Raw genomic sequence first — 2,570 nt, 5'->3', positions numbered from 1 at the left:
GCAGCAGTTCAAAGAATGCTCTATTACCTAATCAGGATTATCAACCATTTTAAGAGTTGTTCCTGGATGACCTTCTTGACCTCCAGGGTTCTTTTCGCTCTTTTTACGGAGACTCTTGGGATTAGGTTTTCCTTTGACAAAAAAATCAGTAGAAGGAGGTTTACTGCTGTTTCTGCTATTTTGATTTAAGCGAGATTCTAAAACTTGCAATTTTTCACTAAGCTGTTTTATTTGAGATTCAAGACTCTCAATGTAAGTTGCAATAACTTCAGGGTTTGAAGTACACAGAGCAAGAATCTCTTCACGTTTCATCAAAGATAGAAATAACTCATTGTAAATCCAATTTTTCCTCGAAAAGAGGAAAAATTGTGTAGCCCTAAAAAGGCTACCTGAATAGTAACAAATTATTTTAAAATGCGTCGATAACCTACAGAAAAAGAATTCTATTGAGAAAATATTCTAGTAGTGGACATGATTTATTGAAAAACATATGCACAGGACTCTCTACATTTTCCTCAAATAAGATGGATGTATTTGCTTTTTAGGAATTGATCAATAACTCAAGTACACTACCAATATTCTGTTCGTTGAAGAACGAAATCAACATTAAACCGTTGGGGATGTGGTCGGATGATAGCATTTATGGAGTTATTATCCTTGGTTTTATCGCAATTACTCATATCGCTGATGAGATATGAGTTTGAAGAACTAAAATATATATATACAAAATTCATTAAAAAAGCTTGAAGAATTTGACACTTACAGTCAAGTTCAAGATAAATAGAGTCAAAAAATATATTTTTGCGAATTTTGATCGGGTCAATAGCTTGATCCACATTCCACAGAGATACACATATGTAGAATTTATTTACCTAATCGCCCCAAATTACTAGGTTTCCTGGCTATTATGGTTCTTACTGCGTGCTGGTGGGGAATATTGCTAGATTTACAATCAAATATAAACTCATTAGAGTAAAGCAGTTCCCAATCTTTATAATAACAGCTCTGAAGTTCCTCACTCTCATAAAGATATTCATTTTTACCCCAATCAGGGGCAATCTCAACATCCGGATGTTCGACAAATGTACACATTACGTTGATGCCACCATTTTCGGTATTATTTTTTATGTTTTCAAACTGGCGTTTTCTATTTTCTGGTCTAATGTATTGCAAAGTTCCAATAGAATAAACGACATCAAACATTTTTGGTAAAACAATATCGTTTATATCTGCTCCCATAGTTTCTATAATTGTATCATTTTCTTTGGCTAGCTTAACCGCTTTTTCTAAACCTGCAGGTGCAATATCAACAGCCAAAACATTGAAACCTCGTAGAGCAAAGAAAACACTGTCCCGACCTCCTCCAGCACCTAAATCAACCAGTTTTCTATTGGTTATTTGGCTATCAGGAATAAACTCTAAAACTTTGTTTACCAACTCATTAGGTTCTTTACCCCAATAGTAATCTGATTTCAAATAAATTTCTTGCAATTGCTCTTTATCCATTATTCATCTCTCTGTCTTCTTTGAATATTATAGCTTACTGTATTCTTTTCAAAAATATTTTTGCTATATGTTGTACAGATAGTACGCAGCAATTTACTGTACTTAAATATTTCCTTATTAATACAAGCAGAAAATCTTGAAGAAAAATATCAAATCCTCTTTCCATAAAATGTAGCTTTTGCCTCAAAAAATAGGTCTAAATATTAAAGTCTAGGATTATGGGTTGACAGTTCACAGTTGCGAATCTGAGTGCCAGAATGGCGGAAAGGTTACGCAGTGGACTGCAGACTCATTCTATCCTGGTTCGATTCCAGGCTCTGGCTTAAAAGTTTTTTCACAAATTGAGAGTAAAAAATAAGTAAAACATAAAAAAGAAAAAAGGCAAAGTAGAGTAAAAATAAAAACTAATTAAAGATAGAAACTGATTGGTTCTTTTAGATTATCTTATCTCCTCTCAAAATAGTCCTTATTAGGAGATCGCCAGTAGAAATATCGAGCGTTACTGTACGTCCGTAGTTTTTGCCGGTGTCCTCAGCGATAATTGGTATTTCGAACTTTTCCAGGGTGTTTTTGGCCCATTTTACATTTCTTTCACCTATTTTCAGGTTTCTATTTCCAAACATATGTGCTCCCCCGACAATTTTTGCTTCGAGCCTTTTTCTGGATGAGCCTTTTTTAGTATCTCAGCTGTAAGATATTCTATACCGGAATCCGTATATTTTAAAGGGTTGTCTTTTATTTTTGCATCACTTATACTTGGAAGCATCGTATGGACAAGCCCACCTACTCTCTTCCGCCTATCGTATAGTGTTATACTGACACATGAACCCAACCCAGAAATTTTAATTTTAACCGGACTCTTAGATAATGCATAGGCTCCTATCCCCACTACAATTAGGCCTGAGTCGGTCATCTTGAAAATTCTCCGATTTTATAAATTTTTCTTGAGTTAGAGATTTTTAGAAGTTATTTTAAAACTCTTTTTAATTCATTTAGATATTGTTTGGAATTATTTCAGTCGAATACCCCGCTAGCTTGCTGCGGGGATGGAAAACTTCCCCGGT

At 34.5% G+C, this 2,570-nt stretch carries 1 protein-coding gene and 3 pseudogenes; 1 reads left to right on the top strand and 3 read right to left on the bottom strand.

Annotated features, from left to right (window positions below):
* Positions 1 to 30 precede the first annotated feature (30 nt).
* A pseudogene (locus ASJ81_RS10920) lies at positions 31 to 315 on the bottom strand (DUF6444 domain-containing protein); the annotation flags it as partial.
* 260 nt (positions 316 to 575) lie between these two features.
* Here ASJ81_RS10920 and ASJ81_RS10915 point away from each other — a divergent pair.
* Positions 576 to 893 (top strand): annotated as a pseudogene (locus tag ASJ81_RS10915) (hypothetical protein); the annotation flags it as partial.
* Here ASJ81_RS10915 and ASJ81_RS10910 read toward each other — a convergent pair.
* Both ASJ81_RS10910 and ASJ81_RS10905 read right to left on the bottom strand, forming a co-directional pair.
* Entirely contained in the window at positions 865 to 1,506 is a 642-nt protein-coding gene (locus tag ASJ81_RS10910; RefSeq protein WP_095644478.1) for a methyltransferase domain-containing protein, read from the bottom strand. The pseudogene ASJ81_RS10915 and the gene ASJ81_RS10910 sit on opposite strands and share 29 nt — an antisense overlap.
* 434 nt (positions 1,507 to 1,940) lie before the next feature.
* A pseudogene (locus tag ASJ81_RS10905) lies at positions 1,941 to 2,419 on the bottom strand (chemotaxis protein CheD).
* Between the last annotated feature and the right edge of the window lie 151 nt (positions 2,420 to 2,570).

It is taken from the genome of Methanosarcina spelaei (assembly GCF_002287235.1).
GTDB classification, from domain to species: domain Archaea; phylum Halobacteriota; class Methanosarcinia; order Methanosarcinales; family Methanosarcinaceae; genus Methanosarcina; species Methanosarcina spelaei.
This window is presented reverse-complemented; position numbering and strand designations above follow the sequence as displayed.